Origin of the sequence: Chryseobacterium sp. MHB01, from assembly GCF_034651565.1 — a bacterium.
GTDB lineage: Bacteria > Bacteroidota > Bacteroidia > Flavobacteriales > Weeksellaceae > Chryseobacterium > Chryseobacterium nepalense.
On the sequence record NZ_JAYEDA010000002.1, the window covers coordinates 207,910 to 225,091 of the forward strand.

At 37.3% G+C, this 17,182-nt stretch carries 16 protein-coding genes; 10 read left to right on the top strand and 6 right to left on the bottom strand.

Going from position 1 to position 17,182, the window contains the following annotated elements; all coding sequences use genetic code 11:
* Positions 1 to 105: 105 nt before the first annotated feature.
* The 6 genes from U9K52_RS04535 to U9K52_RS04560 all read left to right on the top strand — a co-directional run bounded on the left by U9K52_RS04535 (position 106) and on the right by U9K52_RS04560 (position 5,836).
* Positions 106 to 543, top strand: a complete 438-nt coding sequence (locus tag U9K52_RS04535) for a DUF6526 family protein (protein WP_248394242.1) — start codon at positions 106 to 108, stop codon at positions 541 to 543.
* 204 nt (positions 544 to 747) lie between these two features.
* Positions 748 to 1,851 (top strand): hypothetical protein, encoded by a 1,104-nt coding sequence (locus tag U9K52_RS04540; RefSeq protein ID WP_322925570.1) that lies wholly within the window; start codon positions 748 to 750, stop codon positions 1,849 to 1,851.
* Positions 1,852 to 2,013: 162 nt separating this feature from the next.
* Positions 2,014 to 3,639 (top strand): L-glutamate gamma-semialdehyde dehydrogenase, encoded by a 1,626-nt coding sequence (pruA, locus tag U9K52_RS04545; protein WP_322925571.1) that lies wholly within the window; start codon positions 2,014 to 2,016, stop codon positions 3,637 to 3,639.
* A 168-nt stretch (positions 3,640 to 3,807) separates the two neighbouring features.
* Entirely contained in the window at positions 3,808 to 4,020 is a 213-nt protein-coding gene (locus U9K52_RS04550; RefSeq protein WP_248394248.1) for a cytochrome C551, read from the top strand.
* Between the two features lie 259 nt (positions 4,021 to 4,279).
* The gene (locus tag U9K52_RS04555; RefSeq protein ID WP_248394250.1) at positions 4,280 to 4,483 is read left to right on the top strand and encodes a hypothetical protein; all 204 of its coding nucleotides are present in this window, start codon (positions 4,280 to 4,282) and stop codon (positions 4,481 to 4,483) included.
* A 192-nt stretch (positions 4,484 to 4,675) separates the two neighbouring features.
* A complete protein-coding gene (locus U9K52_RS04560) occupies positions 4,676 to 5,836 on the top strand; it encodes a thioredoxin family protein (protein WP_248394252.1) in 1,161 nt (386 codons plus the stop codon).
* Between the two features lie 70 nt (positions 5,837 to 5,906).
* On the opposite strand, the gene U9K52_RS04565 is transcribed toward U9K52_RS04560, so the two are convergent.
* Positions 5,907 to 6,929 (bottom strand): 3-oxoacyl-ACP synthase III family protein, encoded by a 1,023-nt coding sequence (locus tag U9K52_RS04565; RefSeq protein WP_248394254.1) that lies wholly within the window; start codon positions 6,927 to 6,929, stop codon positions 5,907 to 5,909.
* A gap of 72 nt (positions 6,930 to 7,001) precedes the next feature.
* On the opposite strand from U9K52_RS04565, the gene U9K52_RS04570 reads away from it, so the two are divergent.
* The 4 genes from U9K52_RS04570 (at position 7,002) to U9K52_RS04585 (ending at position 10,599) form a co-directional block, all read left to right on the top strand.
* Positions 7,002 to 7,901 carry a CorA family divalent cation transporter gene (locus U9K52_RS04570; RefSeq protein ID WP_248394256.1) on the top strand — a complete coding sequence of 300 codons (900 nt, stop codon included), beginning with the start codon at positions 7,002 to 7,004 and terminating at the stop codon, positions 7,899 to 7,901.
* A 111-nt stretch (positions 7,902 to 8,012) separates the two neighbouring features.
* A complete protein-coding gene (locus U9K52_RS04575; protein ID WP_322925572.1) occupies positions 8,013 to 9,599 on the top strand; it encodes a patatin-like phospholipase family protein in 1,587 nt (528 codons plus the stop codon).
* 88 nt (positions 9,600 to 9,687) lie between these two features.
* The gene (locus tag U9K52_RS04580; RefSeq protein ID WP_322925573.1) at positions 9,688 to 10,185 is read left to right on the top strand and encodes a DUF2199 domain-containing protein; all 498 of its coding nucleotides are present in this window, start codon (positions 9,688 to 9,690) and stop codon (positions 10,183 to 10,185) included.
* A 39-nt stretch (positions 10,186 to 10,224) separates the two neighbouring features.
* On the top strand, positions 10,225 to 10,599 hold the full coding sequence (locus U9K52_RS04585; RefSeq protein ID WP_322925574.1) for a hypothetical protein: 375 nt from the start codon (positions 10,225 to 10,227) through the stop codon (positions 10,597 to 10,599).
* Positions 10,600 to 10,759: 160 nt separating this feature from the next.
* On the opposite strand, the gene U9K52_RS04590 is transcribed toward U9K52_RS04585, so the two are convergent.
* From U9K52_RS04590 to U9K52_RS04610, 5 genes are all read right to left on the bottom strand, one after another.
* Complete coding sequence (locus tag U9K52_RS04590; RefSeq protein WP_263602576.1) at positions 10,760 to 11,308, bottom strand: DNA-3-methyladenine glycosylase I; 549 nt, start codon at positions 11,306 to 11,308, stop codon at positions 10,760 to 10,762.
* A gap of 455 nt (positions 11,309 to 11,763) precedes the next feature.
* On the bottom strand, positions 11,764 to 13,341 hold the full coding sequence (locus U9K52_RS04595; RefSeq protein ID WP_263602575.1) for a DHA2 family efflux MFS transporter permease subunit: 1,578 nt from the start codon (positions 13,339 to 13,341) through the stop codon (positions 11,764 to 11,766).
* A 564-nt stretch (positions 13,342 to 13,905) separates the two neighbouring features.
* Positions 13,906 to 15,009: an HlyD family secretion protein gene (locus U9K52_RS04600; protein WP_322925575.1), complete on the bottom strand. Its 1,104-nt coding sequence runs from the start codon at positions 15,007 to 15,009 to the stop codon at positions 13,906 to 13,908.
* A gap of 19 nt (positions 15,010 to 15,028) precedes the next feature.
* Positions 15,029 to 16,342 (bottom strand): TolC family protein, encoded by a 1,314-nt coding sequence (locus tag U9K52_RS04605; protein ID WP_263602573.1) that lies wholly within the window; start codon positions 16,340 to 16,342, stop codon positions 15,029 to 15,031.
* Positions 16,326 to 16,952 (bottom strand): TetR/AcrR family transcriptional regulator, encoded by a 627-nt coding sequence (locus U9K52_RS04610; RefSeq protein ID WP_248394272.1) that lies wholly within the window; start codon positions 16,950 to 16,952, stop codon positions 16,326 to 16,328. Before U9K52_RS04610 ends, U9K52_RS04605 begins: the two co-directional genes overlap by 17 nt.
* Positions 16,953 to 17,182 lie beyond the last annotated feature (230 nt).

Sequence of the window (17,182 nt, forward strand, 5' to 3'; positions counted from 1 at the left end):
TTATTGAACAACATATTAACTCTTAATTCACTATTCCCTTAGTCTCAAAATTAAGTTCAGATCAGAAATTAAAGATTTTGGAAAGATTATTGCAATATACGTGAAATGGAAAGTCAGAATTATAAAAATCACGTACGATTTTATGCTCCTCATCATTTCGTTTTTCTTCCGCTATTAATCATTTTAGAAGGAATCGGAATATATAAGATTTTCAGTGACGAACAAAATCAACTTTCATGGATTTTGTTTTCTGTAATTATTTTTCTGATTTTTTATTTAGCCATTATGGTCCGCCAGCATTATGCATTGGTTCTTCAGAATCGTATTGTGAGGCTTGAATTCAGGCAGAGATACTTTGAAATTTTTGGATTGAGATCTGATGACGTTGAGGAAAAACTTACATTCGGGCAAATTGCTGCATTACGTTTTGCTTACGATGATGAATTTAAGATATTTCTTGAAAAAGCACTAAAAGAAAAAATAAAAGGTGATGAGATTAAAAAATCCATAACAAAATGGAGACCTGATCACCAAAGAGTCTGAAATAATAAACACTAAAATAATATTATCATGAAAAAATGGAGCTTTTACAGTTTTGCGATATTAACATTACTGACACTTACAAGCTGCGAAGCAGTAGAAACAATCTTCAAAGCAGGAATGTGGTGGGGAATCATATTAGTAGTTGGCGTAATAGCTATTATCTTATGGCTATTTTCAAGGGGTAGGAACTCTTAACCAGATTTTATGGAAAATTCAGACTTAGAAATCATTTCCCATCTGAAGCCTGCAAAGATTGTCAAAATTATGAAAGATCCGGTGGCATCTGCAAAGGCGGTACATCTTATTTATACCTCCGATGCAGAGACAGCCGGTATTACACGAAAAAAAAACGGAAAAAAATATTCCTATTATAAAGACGGCGAAAAAATCAGGGATAAAGATGAAATTTCAAGAATCAACAAGCTGGTAATCCCTCCGGCTTGGGAAAACGTATGGATCTGCGCGCTTGATAACGGTCATCTTCAGGCCACAGGATTTGATGTAAAGAAAAGAAAACAGTATCGCTATCATCCTTTATGGAGCGCCCTTCGAAACCATACAAAGTTTTACAGGATGCTGCAGTTTGGGTATGCATTGCCCGATATCCGGCTTCAGGTAGAAAAAGATTTAGCATTAAGAAATTTCGACAAAAGAAAGATTCTCGCATTAATTGTGAGCCTGATGCAAAAAACCAATATCAGGATCGGAAATAATGCTTACGAAAAACTGTACGGTTCTTTTGGACTCACCACCTTGAAAGGAAAACATGTAAAAGTCCAGGGACAGAAAATTTCCTTTCATTTTAAAGGAAAAAAAGGCGTCATGCATGATATCGATCTTAAAAGCAGACGACTTTCAAAATTAATTCAGAAATGCAAAGATATTCCTGGTAAAGAATTATTCCAATATATTGATGATGAAGGCAACCGCCATACTGTAGATTCCGGTATGGTCAATAATTATATTAAAGAAATAAGTGGTGAGGATTTTACAGCAAAGGATTTCAGAACTTGGTCGGGAACGGTAAGTGCATTAATCGCATTTAAAGAGATTGGATACGCAGAAACCCACACAGAATATAAGAAAAAAGTAAAAGAAGCACTTGAAATGGTTGCTTCACATCTCGGAAATACAAGTACTGTCTGTCGGAAATATTATGTTCATCCATTAGTTATTAATTTATACGAAAATAATACCATCAAAAAATACCTTGATGAACTCGAACAAATTGAAAAGAATGATGGTAAAGCCGGACTTACCCATGAAGAAAAGCTGGTTTTAAAAATTCTGGAAAACGAAAAGATGTGATGGTGAATGGTGAATTGTCAATCCGTAGCGCTTGTCAATATTAATCATGCCTGAAAAATTCACCATTCACTTGCAAAGCAAAATTGACCATTCACATATTATAATCCACCCGAATAAATGTTGTAAATTTGTATCATTAGCAAATAAAAAATATACAACTATATGTCTAAAGCAATTTCGCAAGTACCATTTGCGGTAAATGAACCGGTAAATTCTTACGCACCGGGAACTCCGGAAGTAAAAAGCCTTATCGCTCAATATAAAAAAATGTGGGCTGAAAAGATAGAAATCCCAATGATCATCAATGGTAAAGAAGTAAAAACCGACGATAAGGTTCAGCTTCAGTCACCTCAGGATCATGCCCATGACTTTGGATTTTATCACAGAGGAACCATGCAGCATGTTGACGATGCAATTAATGCAGCACTGGCTGCAAAAAAACAATGGAACGAACTGGGCTGGGAACATCGTGCAGCAATTTTCTTAAAAGCTGCTGATCTTTTAGCAGGACCTTACAGAGACGTTATCAACGCTGCAACCATGATCGGGCAGTCTAAGAATGTTCATCAGGCTGAAATTGATGCTGCTTGCGAATTTATCGACTTTTTAAGATTTAACGTAGAGTTCATGACAGAAATGTATTCTGAGCAGCCGGTTTCCGATGCAGGAATCTGGAACAGAGTAGAATACAGACCATTAGAAGGATTTTGTTTTGCGGTAACTCCTTTTAACTTTACAGCTATTTCAGGAAATTTACCAACGTGTATGGCAATGCTTGGAAACGTAGTTGTTTGGAAACCGTCTGATAAACAGATCTATTCCGCAAAAGTAATCATGGATGTTTTAACTGAAGCAGGCCTTCCTGCCGGAGTAATTAACATGATTTTCACAGACGGAAAAGAAACCGCAGAAAAAGTATTGGCGCACAGAGATTTTGCAGGACTTCACTTTACAGGTTCTACCAAAGTTTTCCAGGGAATGTGGAAAATGATCGGGGACAATATTCATAATTACAGAACATACCCAAGAATCGTTGGTGAGACCGGCGGAAAAGACTTTGTCATTGCTCACCCTTCAGCGAATATTGAAGCTGTAGCAACGGCTTTGGTAAGAGGAGCTTTCGAATATCAGGGACAAAAATGTTCCGCAGCATCCAGGGCTTATATTCCTCAGTCACTTTGGGCTGATGTGAAAAAAGTAATGGAAAATCAAATCAATTCTATTAAAATTGGTTCTCCTGAAGATCCTTCCAACTTTGTAAATGCGGTAATTGATAAAAATTCTTTTGAAAAATGTAAAGGATATATTGACAGAGCCAATTCTTCAAACGAAGCAAACGTAGTGATCGGAGGAACATGTGATAATGCTAAAGGATGGTTTGTACATCCTACAGTGATCGAAACGACAAACCCTCAATACGAAAGTATGGTGGAAGAAATCTTCGGACCTATCTTATCCGTGTTTGTTTATGAAGATGCCAAATGGGCTGAAACACTGGAGCTTGTTGACTCTTCTTCTCCTTATTCATTAACCGGTTCTGTTTTTGCACAAGACAGATATGCGATTAATGAAGCATTTAAAGCATTGGAAAATGCTTCCGGAAACTTCTATATCAACGACAAACCAACCGGTGCTGTTGTTGGCCAGCAGCCTTTTGGTGGCGGCAGAGCTTCAGGAACAAATGATAAAGCAGGTTCGAAAATGAACTTATTGAGATGGACATCCGTAAGATCAGTAAAAGAAACCTTCGTTTCTCCAAAAGATTACAAATATCCGTATTTAGGATAGATTATGAGTAATGAGTAATGCATAATTGCATCATCAATAGATACAGCTTCGGATATATTCCGGAGCTTTTTTATTAATTAATATTAATTTTTTTATTAAAATACAATTCATTCTGATTTCGGAATAATTATTGCTAGCTCTAATTCCAATACCAAAAAATAAAGTATTATGAAAAAATTAATGTTAATCGCAGCACTAGGAGTAATAGCAGTAAGTTGCGGAACAAAGGAATCTTCAATGTCAAACAGCAGTACCGATTCAACAGCAGTAGACAATACCACACAGAGTATGACTCCTGCTACAACGGATACGATGTCTACTACGACAACCACTCCTGACAGCTCAGCAATGAAAATGGATTCAGCAACTACTGTTAAATAATAATAGTTTAACTTGCAATGAACAGTCCTCAGATAATTCTGGGGATTTCTTGTTTAAATTTAAAGCCATTTTTGTGACACCTTTTTCAATTTAACATTAAGATTTAAGAAGAATTCGAATTTGAAATTTCAAAGGTCTATAATCAAACTATCTTTTATCTTTTATCTTTGATCTTTTATCTTTGATCTTTGATCTTTTATCTTTTATCTTTTATCTTTAATAACTATATTTGATTATACTTAACATTAAAAATATTTCTATGACAAAATTATTTACAGCAGCAGTTTTTGCAATACTGTTTTTAGGAAGCTGCGCACAAAAAAAAGAAGACCGGGAGGAATTCAAAGAAGAAAGAAACAAAGAATATATGAGAAACAGCATGGGTGAAAGTGCCGCTGCAAATTCCGAAATGGATTCTGCAAACACTGTAAAAACGAAATCGGATTCATCATCTACAAAATAATATATCCGCAGAAAATTCTGCGGATTTTTCATTAAAAAAATTTACTGTAATAAACCTATTTTAATAGTAAGATCACTTAAAAAACTTAACCTTAACCAAAGAAAATAATCCAAGAAATGCTGTAACAATTTTTATGTATTACAGACTGATTTGTTAACATAATTATTACATTTGCAATCAATAAAAAGTATTATGAAAAAATTAACAATATTCTCAGCTCTTTTCATAGGAGCACTGGCTTTTGCACAGGGAATCAAATTTGAAGACTCCAACTTCAGCACCATTCTCGCAAAAGCGAAAAAAGAAAATAAACTGATATTTATCGATGCGTATGCTTCATGGTGTGGCCCTTGTAAGCTTATGGTGAAAAATGTTTTTCCACAGAAAAGCGTAGGCGACTATTACAACTCCCATTTTGTGAATGCAAAAATCGATATGGAAAAAGGGGAAGGAATAGAACTTGCCAAAAAATACAATGTAAAAGCATTTCCTACCTATCTTTTCGTAGACGGAAACGGTGAAGTAGTACACAGAACACTGGGATATGTTGAAGAGAATGATTTCATCCAGTTTGCAAAAGATGCAGGAGATCCCAATAAAAGACTGATTGCTTTAAAACAGAAATTCGAAAACGGAGAAAAAGATCCCGAATTCCTGAAAAATCTTGCCGGACTTACCATGTACAATGATGCTGAATTTGCAGCAAGAGTACTGGACCGGTATTTCAGCGAAAAGCCCGAGTTTGACAGAGATGACGTACAAATGCTGCTTTCTGCAACGCAAAGTACGGAAAGTCCATTATACAAAACGTTTGTAGCTAAAAAAGCGGAGATTACCAAAATTCTTCCTGCAGAAAGATATGAAGCTTTTGATAAAAATATAAAAGTAAATACCGCCATCAGAAAAGCGTATAACGCTGATACAAAAAAATGGAACGACAACTCATTCATGGCAGAAACCCAGAAGTTTTTAACAAAAGACGAAGCCGAACGAATCCTGAAAAGAGCAAAAGCCAGCAGAGCTCTTAAAGATAAGGATATTGACACCTACGAAAAAACAACTATTGAACTGTACAAAGATCCATCAGCTTCTTCATCAGAAGAACTGAATTCTATTGCCTGGAATTTCTTTGAAAATGTAACCAATAAGACATCCCTTGCAAAAGCAGTGACTTGGGCGCAGGAATCCGTAAAGAAAAATGAAAATTATGCCAATACTGATACCTTAGCCAATCTTTATAATAAGATCGGAGACAAGAAAAATGCAAGGCTTTGGGCTGAAAAGTCTATCGAGCTCGCAAAAAAATCAGGTGAAGATTATACTGACACTGAAAAATTACTGAACAGTCTTTAATAAATTTAAACATATAAAAACGGCGCGGAAAATAAATTTTCCGCGCCGTTTTTTATACTTCCATTTCTTCTTAATATTCAAACAAAACACTTCCCCACGTAAAGCCGCTTCCGAAAGCAGAAAGAAGTACCAAATCACCTCTTTTGATCTTTCCTTCTTCAATCGCTTCGCTTAAAGCAATAGGAATTGAGGCCGCAGTAGTATTTCCGTATTTCTGGATATTATTATGGATCTTCTCATCCGGAAGTCCGAATTTCTGCTGTACAAACTGAGCAATTCTCAGATTAGCCTGGTGCGGAATAAACATGTCCAGATCATCAATTGTCTTTCCGGCTTTGTCAAGTGCTTCCTGCATGGTTTCAGGAAATCTTGTTACCGCATGTTTAAAAACAAAATTTCCGTTCATGATCGGATACACTTCCTTATTGGTAACATTTTCCGGTTCCTTTCTCATTCTGTCGCTCCACCCGAATTTCGATCCCGGAAACTGTGTGCAGAGTTCATCGGCAAATTTCCCTTCAGAATGCATATTCACGGCTAAAATATCACCAGCATTTTCATCTTCCGATGCAGAAAGTACAACCGCTCCTGCTCCATCACCGAAAATTACGGAAACTCCTCTTCCTTCATCCGAAAAATCAAGTCCGAAAGAGTGTATTTCGGCTCCTACCACCAGAATATTTTTATAATTTCCCGCTTTAATAAAAGCATTGGCAACACTCATTGCATATACAAATCCGGAACACTGATTTCTTACATCCAACGCTCCGATGGTATCACACCCCAGCATTTCCTGCAGCAAAACACCACATCCAGGAAAATAATAATCCGGAGAAAGCGTGGCAAAAACAATATAGTCAATATCTTTTGAAGTAAGCCCTGCATTAGCGATCGCCTTTTCAGAGGCTTTGAAACCAAGATAAGCAGTGGTTTCCTGGGAATCATTTCTGTTTTCTCTGTGTCTCCTTTCTTTTATGCCGGTTCTTTCTGTAATCCATTCATCATTGGTCGTCATTAATTTTGCTAGATCATCATTCGTAACAATGTTATCCGGAACATGGAATCCGATTCCCTTTATTGTACTTTTAATCATATAGTTTTTAATTTTGGTAAAGATAAAACTTATTTAACACATAGTTTTTCAAAATATTACTATTTTTACTATATGCCAATTGAGACTATTTACAGAGACTCCCAGTGCGAATGGGTAGATGTGGAAGCTCCGTCTGCGGAGGACCTGAAATTTTTACATGAAAGATATGAGATCAACAACCTCCTGCTTGAAGATACACAGGACCCTAATCACCTCCCAAAATACGAAGAAGATGGCGACGTGAAATTTTTCCTGTTGCGGGAAAGTACAGAACTGGAACGTAAAAATCTCAACACCATCAGTGACATCAGCACCAAAATCGGGATTTTCCTGCTCGGCAGGACGATCATAACGGTTCACCGTCTTAAAACCAAAAGTCTTTCCGAAACAAGGAAACAACTTTCCGCACTTACAGCAGAAGCTACTTCGGATCAGATTGCACTGAAAATTGCACTGCTTATCATGAAAAGTTTTGATGATGAATCCGTAAGCCTGTTTGAAACCATGGATAATATCGAAAGTGAAATTTTCCTTAAAAATACCAATCATACGAATCAGATTAAAAGATTATACAAACTCAAAAGAAAATCGGGTCTTAATTCCAGGGTTCTCACCATTTCAGCCGATGCTATTGATAAATTTAAGCTCTTAGACCTTCAGGATTCGGAAACATATGATTTGAAAGATAAACATAAAGATGTGGTGGCAGATTTTGAGCATCTCAATATTCAGATTACCAACCTGATCTCTATGTTTCTGGCTCTGTCTGACCAGAAAGCCAACCAGGTCATGAAAGTACTGGCCATTTATTCGGTTTATTTTTTACCCATCACATTTATTGCAGGGGTTTACGGAATGAACTTTGACAATATGCCCGAACTCCACACCAAGCACGGCTATTTTTTCACACTCGGACTGATGGCTTTGGTGGTGATCTGTACCTTCATCTATGCAAGAAGAAAGCAGTGGTAATTTACAGTTGTAGTTATCGTGAAAATACGTAGCGAAGATATTTCGATTATTACTAATTTTAACATCATCTGCGAAAGTAGCATACTTTAAACCAACCCAATCACAAACACCATGAAACCTGAAATCCTGAAAAAAATATTGGAAGAAGATCTTCTTTCAGAAGAATCCAAAAAAAAGCTGGCTGCATTGCACGACCGTATTTCGGCTAAGGAATTCTCTGATATTTTAGATGCCGGGGGAAATCAATATGTAGAATTTGTACAGGAAGGAGGCGGTGTCTGGGGAAGTGCTCTCGTAGGTTATCTTTATGGACTTGAAATCTTCGGAATCCGTTTTCTTAAAATTGCAGGTACAAGCGCAGGAGCCATCAACACAATACTGATTGCCGCATGCAAAACTAAGGAAGATGCCAAAAGCGAAGACATTAAAAATATTCTGTTCAACTGGAACTTTGCCGATTTTATGGATGGGAAACCCTATGTAAGAAAAACGATTCATGCGATGCTGAACAATAAAAATTTCCTGAAGATCAATGCCTTTCTTGCTATAGGAACTCTTCTCTTTTTCGGGATACTGGCATTTGTATTTCCAACAGACAAAATATGGCAAACAAAAATCCTTTTTTCAATTCCCATGTTTTTAGTGATTATGGGTGTTTTATTTTTATTAAAACTTTATTCTGATCTGAAAAAAAGGAATTCGGGACTGAATCCCGGAAATACTTTTTTAACGGCCATGAAAGACGCATTAAATAAATTTGATATTAAAACAGTGGCTGATCTTAATGAAAAGTTTGTCAAAACAGGAAAAAATCTTAACCTCAGCTACCGTTACGGAAATGAAATGCAGTATTATAACAAAGCACTGGAAAGCATTGAGGAGATCAGGATTAATAATCAGGAGCATATCGATAAGATCCGGTATAAAATTTTCTATGACAGTACGGTAAACAATGAATACTATAAAAAAGATCCTTTTTATCTCCTGAAATCGGAATATATTGTGATCACTACCGACATTAACGCTAAAATAAAGGTGGAACTTCCTACAATGGCTAATCTATACTGGTCTGAAGAGGAACTGAAGCACATCAGTCCGGCAGAGTTTGTACGGGCTTCCATGTCGGTCCCTTTCTTTTTTGAGCCGATGCAGAAAGCAATCAATAAAAATGATGATTCTGTAAAATATGCCTGGAAATTCTGGATGAATACTACCCCGGAAAATATTAATCCTGCCGGTGTTTTCATTGATGGCGGAAGTATTTCCAATTTCCCGATTGACCTTTTCCATTCCTCAGATATTTTTTATCCGAGAATGCCTTTATTCGGAGTACAGCTTACCAGCGATTCTGATCTTCTTTCAGAAAAAGGAAAAACGGCAGCAGAGGTACTGAAATCTCCCCTCACCTATTCCGGAAATATCATCAGCACTTTAAAAGGGTTTAATGATAAAACATTTCTTACCAAACATACGTTCTATCATCTGTTCAGCATCCAGACCGTGAACTGCGGAAGCAGCAGCTGGCTGAATTTCTTTATGAAAAAGGAGGAAAAAGAAGAGCTTTTTAACCGCGGTTTTCAGGCTGCCCTCGATTTTCTAAGCAATTTCGACTGGAACACCTACAAATGCGAACGCATGATGCTTTCCATGAAAGAAAAAAAGATTCTGAAAGAAGAGGATACAAAAACGGTGGGGTAAAATAATAGAAATAAATTGAGAAGAATTCCGTTGCTATTAGTTTGATCTAAAAGACCGCTAAAATGGAATCTCAAATAAAATAAAAATCATGAAATACATTTGTCAATGCTGTGGCGAAGAAAAGGAGGACTGGCCTGCCATAGCGTATTCAGCACCTTATCCTTATTTTAATTTATCTGATGATGAAGTAGCAAATTCAGAATTATCTGCAGATTTATGTATCATCAGATATTCCGATGAGACCTGTTATTTTATAAGAGCAGTACTTGTTCAGGAGGTAAATGAAAACTGCCAGGATCTTGAGTACGGAGTATGGGTTTCCTTAAGTGAGAAAAGCTATAATGAATATGCTGAGAATTATCATAATGAAGAATTTGAAAGCGGCTTTTTTGGCTGGCTTTCCAATAATCTGCCGGATTATTCATTTGAGGAACCCATTCCAACAGATGTTATTGTAAATAATAAAATAGGACGACCGTTTGTATACCCGCATGAAAGTCATAATCATCCTTTTGTAAATGATTTCTATCTTGGAATTTCAAAAGAAGAAGCTGAAAAGAGAATTGATTTTGTATTAAATCAGTGATAAAATTAAAGTAATTTTGTGTTCATAAAATTCCCGATAATGCTTAATAAAACAGACCTTAGAGAAAACTTATCAATTCCAGCATCAGACGATACAGGCCCAATTGAAGTATTTCAGAATCAAATCTTACGCCCTGTCCTGAAATTACAGAATGAAATTTTTCTTATGCTGTTTCAGGATTATGCGGGGTCCAAAATACCAGATTTTAATTCTTTAACAACAGATAAGAAAATAAATTTCATTGAACAGAGTCTCCGGAAGGATCACGCATTGAGAAATATTTTCATCGGAATGACCATCGGAATGTTTACTGCTGATGAGATGAAAACCTATATTTCAGACAAGAATGTTTTTAACAAAAGAATTATGAAGATGCTCACCGAGCGGCTGAAAAGTCAAATGAAATTGATGTAACGTCAGTTCGAGTGTTTTTCGCAGCGCAGCGGAGAAAAATGTATCGAGAACCTCGGATTGGTGCTTTAATTTCTCGATATGCTTTTTTCAAAAGCTACTCGAAACGACGTTACGCAAACATTTATTTAAACCATTAAGGTTTTATGAAGAAGTTAAATTCTCATTCCAGCCACTTCGGATTTTGCTGTAGTACTTTTTCATAAACCGGACATTCTTCCGTGTGAGAACCTTTTAAATATCCGATACTCATCAAAAATTCATTCACAATTTCACCACCTGTAAATTTGAAGGTTTTCTTGAAAAGCTTCATCCATTCCGGCAGTGTTTTCGGGTGATGATATTCCAGCCAATTTTCAAATGAACCAAATTCTTTTTGCAATTCGATAATGGTTTTTGCGTTTTCTATCGCGGCATTGACCTTTAATTTATTTCGGATAATTCCGGGGTCATTCAAGAGTTTTTCACGGTCTTCTTCTGTATATGCCGCTACTTTTTGAATATTAAAATTATCATACGCCTTCCTGAAGCCTTCTTCTTTTTTCAGGATCGTTTCCCAGCTCAGTCCTGCCTGGTTAATTTCCATCACCAGTCTTCCGAACAATTCATTGTCATCATGAATCGGGAAACCGTAATGGTTGTCGTGATATTTTTTATGCAGTTCCTTCCTGCTTTCGGGCTGCATTCTGTCTATGGCTGCGCAATAACTCATTTACAAATAATTTCGTTTGGTTAAAATTCTATTTACTCTGTAAATATACAACCTGACTGTGACAGATGCATGTCAGGAGACGTTATTTATTACTTCAAACCTTTCAACACAAATTGGAATACGCTTAAGATATATTGTTATACGCCTAACTGTTATATTTATACGCTTTAATATTATAGATATACGCATAAGATATATAGAGATGCGTTTTAGATTAATATATATACATATAAGGTATATAATTATACACATAAGACGTCAAATCATATGTCTTAAATATATAAATACCTATCCGGAACGTGAACAGAGGTATCTGCCGGAGATCTTTCGGGGTGAAATAAGCTTCCGTACTGTAAACAATGCAGAGGATCTCATTATAACCGACAATATACCGCTGCAAAACCCGGCCGGATATGAAAAAACCTCCGCGAAGGAGGTTTTTATAAGGTATGTACTTAATGCATGGCTTCACTCAGATCAATCTTCTGTTTGCTTTTTCTTTCTTTAATGAAAAGAATAAATGGAATACAGATTAGGAAAATCACACCCAGATAGAGGAATACATCCATATAGGAAAGGACCGTAGCCTGTTTTGTTACTGAAAGATCAAGCATTTTGTAGGCGGCATTCATGGCGGCATCAGGCGTCATTCCTTTTGCCATGAAACTTCCTTTTAAAGCCTGGAGTCGTTGCTGAACAGCAAAATCATTTTCATCAAGATGCGAAATCAGGTTCAGTCTGTATTTTTGTCCGGCATTGGCAATGAAAGTCGTTATCGCTGCAATCCCGAATGATCCTCCGAGCTGCCTCATCATCCCGGTAAAAGCTGCTCCCTGCCCGATTTCCTGTCCTTTCAGTGTACTTAGAGAGAGCGATGTAATCGGGATAAATAATAATCCCAGACCGGCTCCTCTTACGATCAGCATCCAGAAAAAGGCGTCTTTACTTGTATCTGGCGTTAATATTTTGTATCCCCAGAAACTGTAGACAAAGAAGATGAATAATCCTAAAGAAACCAAAATCTGCTGTTTCGCCCCTTTCGATAATAACCTTCCGATGATCGGCATCATAAAAGCGGTGGTAAGTGCTGCAGGAATCATTAATGCTCCTGATTGAAGTGCCGTCCAGCCCAAAATACTTTGTGTATACAACGGAACGATAAAGGTAGAGCCATATAAACCGAATCCTAGTACAAAGGACATGACTGTACCGATCCTTAGGTTGCTGTTTTTCAAAACCCTTAATTCTACAATAGGATATTTGAAGGTAAGTTCCCGCCAGAGGAATAGTATAAACCCTAAAACTGCTGATACGGTAAAGAGTACAATCCATCCGCTTGCAAACCAGTCTTCTTCATGCCCTCTTTCCAAAATATACTGTAACGACCCAACGGTAACAGCCAAGAGAGCGATCCCGATCCAGTCGACATCCGAAACTTTTCTTTTTTCGGCATATTTCGGACTTCTTACAAACTGAAGCGTCATTAATGTTGCAGCAATCCCGATTGGAATATTGATATAAAAAATATAAGGCCAGCTGAAGTTATCTACAATATACCCTCCAAGCGGTGGTCCCAGTGTAGGACCGATAATTACTCCCAGACCGTAAATGGCCTGTGCCATACTTCTTTTTTCGATGGGATAAGATTCCGTGATGATGGTTTGTGAAGTTACCAGCAAAGCGCCTCCTCCAATTCCCTGCATCAGCCTGAAGAATACCAGTTCCCAAATGTTGGTGGCATTTCCGCACAGGAATGAGAATACGGTAAATATAATAATGGATGCCGCAAAGTAATTTCTTCGTCCGAACTGCTGCGAAAGCCAGCTCGTCATCGGTACAATGATCACGTTCCCGATCGCATATGCCGTAATGACCCATCCTACCTCAGAAAGTGTGGCTCCGAGGTTACCCTTCATCTCATTGAGGGCTACATTTACAATCGTGGAGTCCACAATTTCAAGCAAAGCACAAAGAATAGCTGTAATCGTGATGATTACTCTTCGGGCTCCATATTCTACTAATGAATCTTGCATGTTTGTTTTAATAGTATTAAAAAAGAGATTATGAGATCCAGAAACTTTATTGAAATCAGAACAAGTTTTAACGAACTAACTTTATTCTTTATTATTAATTTCCGGTTTAATGAAAAAAAATCATCCTTCATTAAACATAATTCTGAATCCCAAAAAATCTTAATTTAAAAAGTGAATTGTCAATAATCTTCTTCATTGTTGTCTGGTGTACAGCTTCATTTCAGCATTCATGTTGATCTTCGTCTTCATACAGTGCCACTTCATTATCAGCCTGATTTACATTTCCACATAAGGCTGATTTTCATCTGCAAACTTCGTCAACAGTATGATCAAGCTTCTTCATTACCTCTTCATTACCGACTTTTCCTCGTATATTGACAATTCTCTTATATTATTTTTCGAAAAGTGAATTGTCAATTGCCTGTCGTCATTATCGCCTTCGCCTTAATTTCTGCATCATAGTCGATCACCTCTACATATACTTTCTTCATTGTGATCGGCAGCGTCTTCATTTCCTCTGCATATTGGCTGCTTCTGCAATTATTGACAATCCACTTTATATTTTTATTTCAGTGAAACTTCTGCTTTTACGTTCATTCCCGTTCTTAATCTTTTAGCAACCTCTTTATCAAGATTTACAAAATCAATTTTTACAGGAAGCCTCTGCACCACTTTTACGAAGTTACCGCTTGCATTATCCGGAGGAAGGATAGAGAATGTAGCACCGGTGGCTGGAGAGAAAGAGCTTACAACCCCATCAAATTCCCTGTCCGGGAAGGCATCAATTTCAATTTTCACTTTCTGCCCTTCTACCATTTTATCAACCTGGGTTTCTTTGAAGTTGGCCACTACCCATTTCTGATCATTTTTAACCAAAGCAAACAACTGTGATCCGGCCTGTAAATACTGTCCGGCCTGAATAGGAACTTTACCTACATATCCGTTTTCAGGAGCTACAATTACCGTATAGGAGAGGTTTAATCTGGCATTTTCCACATCCACTTCTCTTTGTTTGGCAACAGAACCTGCCACACTGATCTGCTGGGAGCTTGCCGCTGTCTGGGAAGAAGCGATATTGGTTTGCTGTGCAATCTGGTTTCTCTGATCGATGAGTACCTGTAACTGTTTGTCGGCAGTTTGTTTTGCTGCCAAAGCCTGCTCGTATTGCTGTTCTGTAATAGAATGGTCTTTTACAAGATTCGCGTATCTTTTTAGATCCTGGGTAGTTTTCCAGACGTTTACTTTTGCAGCTTCAATCTGTGCATTGGCTGTAGTAACCGCGGCCTGAGAAGAGCCAATATTTTTAGAGGTGGCTGTAGTGGATGCCTGCGCATTTGAAATATTACTTTTTGCCGTAGCCAAAGCTGCTTCTGCCTGTTCAAGCGCCATTTTCTGATCTCTGTTATCCAAAATAACCAGAGTATCCCCTTTTTTTACGAACTGGTTATCCTTTACTTTTACTTCCGCTACATATCCAGAAATTTTTGAGATTACGGGAGCCATGTTGGAAGCAATCTGTGCATCATCTGTCTCTTCGTGCACCTGTCCGTATGAATAAGTTCTGTATCCATAGATTCCGCCGCCGATTAAAACAACTGCTAAGATAATAGGGAATACTAAACTTTTTTTCTTTTTAGTTTCGGTTACTTGTGTAGTATTATTTTCCATTTTCGGTATCGCTCTTAATTTATTTTGTTGTTAAAGTTCCTGTAGTTTGTAATAGTTTTCTGTAAGCCAGTGCCGCATCTGCCTTTGCATTGATAACGCCTACATTGGCTGCAATCTGGGCTGCATCAGCATCAAGAAGTTCGGTCATCGTGGCAAGACCGTTGTCGTATTTATTTTTTGTTATTCTGTAGTTTTCATTCGCCTGTTCAGCAGATTTTTCAAATACCGCGATTCTTTTTTTGGAATAATCTGTGTTCTGATATTCTCTGTTGACATCCAGTTTGATGTTATCATTCAATAACTCATTGGTGGCTGTAAGCTGCATTTCTCTTGCTCTGGACTGTTTCAGTGAAGAGTTTTCTTTCCAGAGATTTGATAAATTATAGGAAATCCCGACTCCGACATTCACTGCATTATAAATCGTTAAAAACTTAGGAATATCCGCCGCAACATATCCGCCTGTAAAAGCAATAGAAGGAAGGTTTTCCGCTTTTGCCGCCTTCGTTCCCAATGCTGCAGCCTGTCTCTGCTTATCCAGCGCCTGAAGATCTTTACGGTTTTCTCTTGCCGTGTTGATATAATAATCTACTGTTCTTATGTCCTCTCCTTCTTCAATATAGTTTTCATCCACTTCAATTTCCGTTGTTTCCGGAATACCGAGCAAAAGATCCATGTTGATATTGGCGATATTGTAATTATTCTTGGCTTCAAGGAGCTGCAGTTCTATGTTTGAGGTCTGAAGATTGGCTTTTAACCTGTCATTTCTTGCGATAAGGCCATTGTTTTCCATTTTAAGGAAAGTTTCATCCCTTTTTTGAGAGGCAGAAAGATTTTCTTCTAATACTTTAATCGACTGATTGGCCTTGAAAAGATTATTGTAAGCCTGTGCAACATTGTAGGCAATGGCTACTTTATCATTTTCAGTGCTTAATTTTGACGCTTCCACCAGATATTTTGCAGATTCGATACCATATTTTATTCTTCCGCCATTGTAGATAGGAACGCTGAGGTTGGCAGATCCGTAAGCCACCTGATGTACTTCAGGACCACCATCTCCGGAAACTCCCGGAAGTTTGATGTTGATATTAGGTTTTAGCGGAAGGTACATATAGCTTCCGGAAACTTTCAGCTCCGGTAACTGTCTGTTTTTTGCTTCCAGAAGGTCTGCCGTGGCCTCTTCGATCTTAGCGGCATCAATCTTCAGATTTTTGCTGTTCTGAATACCCAACTGCACAGCTTCATCAAGAGTGAGTGTTCTTTTCTCCTGTGCATTTGCCTGTGCAATTCCTATGAATAATGCCAGTGCAACAACTGAGTTATTTATTTTCTTCATACCCTAGAAGGTCTTTTAATAAGTATTTTATATGTGTATTAAGCTCTGTGTAATATGTATCGTCAAAAATTTCTTCTTCATCCGTATTATTCAGGAATTCTTTGTACATTTCCTTTGCATTGGATGCATAAAATAAAGTCCCGCTTACGGTGGAATGGAGAAGATAAATTGGCGGATTTTTTGTAAAAATTCCTTTCTTCAGCCCGCTTTCCAATATTTTTGAATACATGGAAATAAATCCCATTTTTGTCTGTTTCAGGAAATCCACAATATGAGGATTCTGCGTATGCAGCTGCTCTCTCTGCATGATTCTATAGAAACATTTCTGATGTCTTACTTTTCCTGCAAACTGGTCTACAATCTTTTCTATTTTCTCCCAATCATTAATATCGGTTCTTTCCAGAATATCTTTTGAAAAAAACTGTCCTTCATTCATCCTGTATTCCACAAGTTTTTCGTACAGCTTTTCTTTTGAACCGAAATAATAAGAGATCATCGAAATATTCACATTGGCTGCTTTGGCAATCTCCCGGATGGAAGTTCCCTCGAATCCTTTTTCAGCGAAAAGCTTCTCGGCAGCAAACAGTATATTTTCTTCTTTTGAAATCATTCTTATGTTCTCATTTTGATGGTGCAAATGTACGACCGTTTTTTAATAAATCAAACGATTGATTGATTTTTATGTTAAATTTAATTTATTTTTAATATTGGTTAATCTAATATGTTGAATTTAGACTTGTTTAGGATAAATAAATAGTCCGTCTCACAATAGTGAAACGGACTATTTTATCCTTTTACCGACCTCAGATCTGAGGCCAATTCTTTTTATTTGTCTTTTTT